General features: G+C 34.0%; 2 protein-coding genes, 1 tRNA gene and 1 rRNA gene. 1 reads left to right on the plus strand and 3 read right to left on the minus strand.

Going from position 1 to position 3,759, the window contains the following annotated elements:
• Positions 1 to 596: 596 nt before the first annotated feature.
• The gene (locus EPA86_RS13255; protein ID WP_140604387.1) at positions 597 to 1,862 is read right to left on the minus strand and encodes a DEAD/DEAH box helicase; all 1,266 of its coding nucleotides are present in this window, start codon (positions 1,860 to 1,862) and stop codon (positions 597 to 599) included.
• A 99-nt stretch (positions 1,863 to 1,961) separates the two neighbouring features.
• On the opposite strand from EPA86_RS13255, the gene EPA86_RS13260 reads away from it, so the two are divergent.
• Positions 1,962 to 3,551 carry a response regulator gene (locus EPA86_RS13260; RefSeq protein ID WP_140604389.1) on the plus strand — a complete coding sequence of 530 codons (1,590 nt, stop codon included), beginning with the start codon at positions 1,962 to 1,964 and terminating at the stop codon, positions 3,549 to 3,551.
• A 12-nt stretch (positions 3,552 to 3,563) separates the two neighbouring features.
• Here EPA86_RS13260 and EPA86_RS13265 read toward each other — a convergent pair.
• Positions 3,564 to 3,648 (minus strand) — tRNA-Tyr (locus EPA86_RS13265).
• Positions 3,649 to 3,667: 19 nt separating this feature from the next.
• Positions 3,668 to 3,759: ribosomal RNA gene (gene rrf / locus EPA86_RS13270) — 5S ribosomal RNA — on the minus strand.

The following is a 3,759-nucleotide window of genomic DNA, read 5'->3' on the forward strand; positions in this document are numbered from 1 at the left end:
GAGTGAGTGCCCACACAAATTGCATGATAACTAATTGTTAAAGAATTTGTTCCGTATGGAACGCTGATTAATCGCATTCGTTAATCAGTGTACTCCGTAAGCTTTGCCCCGAAGCGAGATGCGCATTCTACGCACCTCTATTTTAATGTCAACAACTTTTTTTATAAAGTTTCAAGTTTCTAACTTATCTGACTCGTTAATTGCTATTTAAGCTTATATTAACTATTTAAAATAGACCTCTTAAGCTCCCTTAAGAAGTGGATGCGCATTTTAGATACTTTTACTCAGGGATCAAGCTTTAATTTTAATATTTTGCTTGTTCGTTCAAAAATAACACAACACGCTCAAATAAAGGGCTAAAATAGGTTGATCCTTAATGATCAATCACAACTTTTTGCCCATAACTTATATTTATTGATTTGGTATCAATAAATATCTAGATCTGTAAAATTTGTTTATATCTATAGTTGGAAGTAACACAAATATGGATTTTATATACATATGCGTACGTAGAAATAAATTTATGTAGTTTGATGGCTACATTTTGTGATCATTAGTTATATTTTTGCATCGATCCAATTGTGATCTGTTGATTATTATCTTCTTTTTCTTTTGTGATTACGTTCTTTGTTAATCCCTAATGCCTTTTCTCTTTCTCTTTTCTTATTAGGTTTTCTTCTGGATTTTTTACTCTGATTATTGTCAATTGGCTCAAAGCTAGTTGTTGGCTCATAGCCTGGATACCATTGTTGGATAATTGATTTACTAATTATCTTTTCAATAGACTCTACCAGCCATGCTTCTTTTGGACTAACAAGAGATATTGCTTGGCCTTTTCTTCCTGCTCTGCCTGTTCTTCCTATACGATGTATATAATCTTCAGCTTGGTAAGGTAATTCATAATTTATAACTTGTTCTAGATTATGTATATCAATATCACGTGCTGCAACATCTGTAGCAATAAGTGCGCGTATATCTTTATCCTTAAATTGCTTTAATGTTTTTTCTCTATAACCTTGACTCTTGTCACCATGAAATGAGGCTGAAGCTATACCATCTTTTTTCATTTCTTGTGCTAATGAATCAGCTTGCTTTTTTGTTCTTACAAACACTAGAACTTGATGCCAATTCTTTGAGCCAATTAGATAAGAAGTTAGCTCTCTTTTTCTGTTTTGATCTACTGTATAGAAATTTTGCTCTATTAATGAATGATCACATTCTTCATCAAGTGTACTGTCAAGTTCGACAACTTTTGGAGCTTTAAGTAATCTTTTACTAATACTGAAGATTCTTTCATCAAAGGTCGCTGAAAATAATAAGTTTTGTCTATCATCTGGTATATATGCAAGTAGCCTATTTATTTCTTCCTTAAAGCCAAGATCTAACAACCTATCTGCTTCATCAAATACAAGTGTTTTTAATTTATCTAATGCAATAGCATTATTATCTAGGTGCTCTAATAATCGACCTGGTGTCGCGACAATTATAGCCGTACTTTCTGTGATATTAGCTAGCTGTATTTTTCCACTCACCCCGCCATACACCATGACAGATTCGATCTCTGCATATTTCGAAAATTGAACTAGGTTATTATGAATCTGTCTACATAATTCACGAGTTGGAGCAAGTATAAGAGTATTTATACCGCTTACTTTTTGTTTATTTGGTAATAGCTTTTGCAAGATAGGTAAGCCAAAAGCAGCTGTTTTTCCTGTTCCTGTATTAGCCCTTGCCATAACATCGTGATTAGCTAGTATTAAAGGAATAGCTAATTCTTGTATTGGTGTTGGATTTCGGTATGCTAGATCTGAAATAGCACTATTAATTGCATCGTTAAAATCGAATGCTGAAAAGTCGCTCATGTATAATCTAATTTAGTAATATTGAGCATAGTTTACCAGACTTTAGAAAAAACAATGTAGTAAAACGTTAGTACATATCGTCAAATTAATAAGGGATTTATGACATCGGATCATTATCAAGGTTTGCGTTTTCTTATAGTTGATAACATAAAACCATCGCAAGATATCCTTAAGCAGTTTGTCATGAGACTTACAAGTAAGCAGGTTGACAGTTCTCATTATGCTCAAGATGTTACTGCTATTTGTCAGCAAAAAGAATACGACGTGATTCTTTTAGGTTATGACCTAGGAGAAAACCAAAAGAATGGACAACAAATTCTTGAAGAATTAAGAATAAATAACCATATCAGTAGACATTGCATTGTCATCCTTATTACAGCTGAAATTTCACAAGCGATGGTATTAGCCGCTTTAGAACATAAACCAGATGATTATTTGTGTAAGCCCTACTCATTAAATGACCTCGATAAACGACTAACAAAGTGTTTAAAAAAGAAACAAGCAATGTCTTCTGTGTATCAAGCCCTTGAAATAGGTGATCCAAATTTAGTAATAGAATTTTGTGATCAAGCATTAGCAAAGAATACCCCTTATAAAACTGAATGCTTGGGTATTAAATCACGTCAATTTTATGAGTTGGAACAATACGAAAGAGCTAAAGAGATTTACGAGAGATATAAAGATACAGCGAATTGTCAATGGGCAAGTGTTGGTCTAGGAAAAGTTGCACTGCACGAAGAGAGGTTGATGAATGCAGAAGCTATTTTTAAATCTTTAATAAAAAAGCATCCGCTGTATTTATCTAGTTACGATTGGCTAGCTATCACCTATCAGAAGCAGTTTAATTTTATCTTCGCAGAAGAAATATTAGAGCAGGCACTAAAATTATCACCAAGGTCGATCCCTAGATTAAAGAAATATGCAAAGCAATGTTTAGACAATCATCATTTTGAAAAAGCTACTTTTGCATATGAGCAAACTTACAAACTAGCGCATAATTCAATTCATCATTCACCAGAAAATGCCATTATGTTTGCAAAGGCTCTAATGGAGTATTCTCCGACGTTACCGTTAGTAGATGCTAAGAAAATAAACAATAGAGCTTACGGCTATCTTAATCAAATGAATAAAGACTTTAAGCAACATGACGTCAAAATCCAATCCCATTTGTTAAGTGCATGCTTATTAGAAACAACACGAGATTTCGATATAGCAAAAAATGAAATTGACTCAGGTGAAAAACTTCTCAATAAAGAAATTAATGCTATTGATAAAAGTGTATTAAAGGATATTTCAAATACCTTAGTGAAACTTAATAGACCCTCAATACCTTCTGAGCTACTAATCAGTCAATCAGAAGGTGATAAAGAAGTTAGCTACCCGGTTAGTAATAGGGATAAAGCACAAGAGGCAATTGCTAAAGGCCAAGAGCTTTATGATAATAAAGAATATGCACTTGCTATTAAACAGCTAACTACAGCACAAGCACTTTATCCAAAACATGTGGGTATAAAGCTTAATTTGATACAAGCATTATTACTTTCATATGAACATAGTAATAAAAACATCGCACACCTCACTTATGCTCAAAGTTTACTCACGCAACTTAATGATATGAAAATCCCAAATGAAGAGCTTAATAGACTGAAAAAAATGCAAAAAAAATACCAGCATATAGCTGGTATTTAATTCATCAAAAGATGGTGGAGGGAGGTGGATTCGAACCACCGAAGGCGGAGCCGTCAGATTTACAGTCTGATCCCTTTGGCCACTCGGGAACCCCTCCAAATTGGAAATCTAGCAATGACCTACTCTCACATGGGAACTCCCACACTACCATCGGCGCTAACACATTTCACTTCTGAGTTCGGAATGGGATCAGGTGGTTCTATGTCGC

It is taken from the genome of Litorilituus lipolyticus (assembly GCF_006439335.1).
In the GTDB taxonomy this organism is placed as follows: domain Bacteria; phylum Pseudomonadota; class Gammaproteobacteria; order Enterobacterales; family Alteromonadaceae; genus Colwellia; species Colwellia lipolytica.

Excerpts from the sequence above, each read along its gene's own strand:
- EPA86_RS13260 (WP_140604389.1), top strand. The coding sequence starts at position 1,962 with ATGACATCGGATCATTATCAAGGTTTGCGTTTTCTTATAGTTGATAAC.
- EPA86_RS13255 (WP_140604387.1), bottom strand. The coding sequence starts at position 1,862 with ATGAGCGACTTTTCAGCATTCGATTTTAACGATGCAATTAATAGTGCT.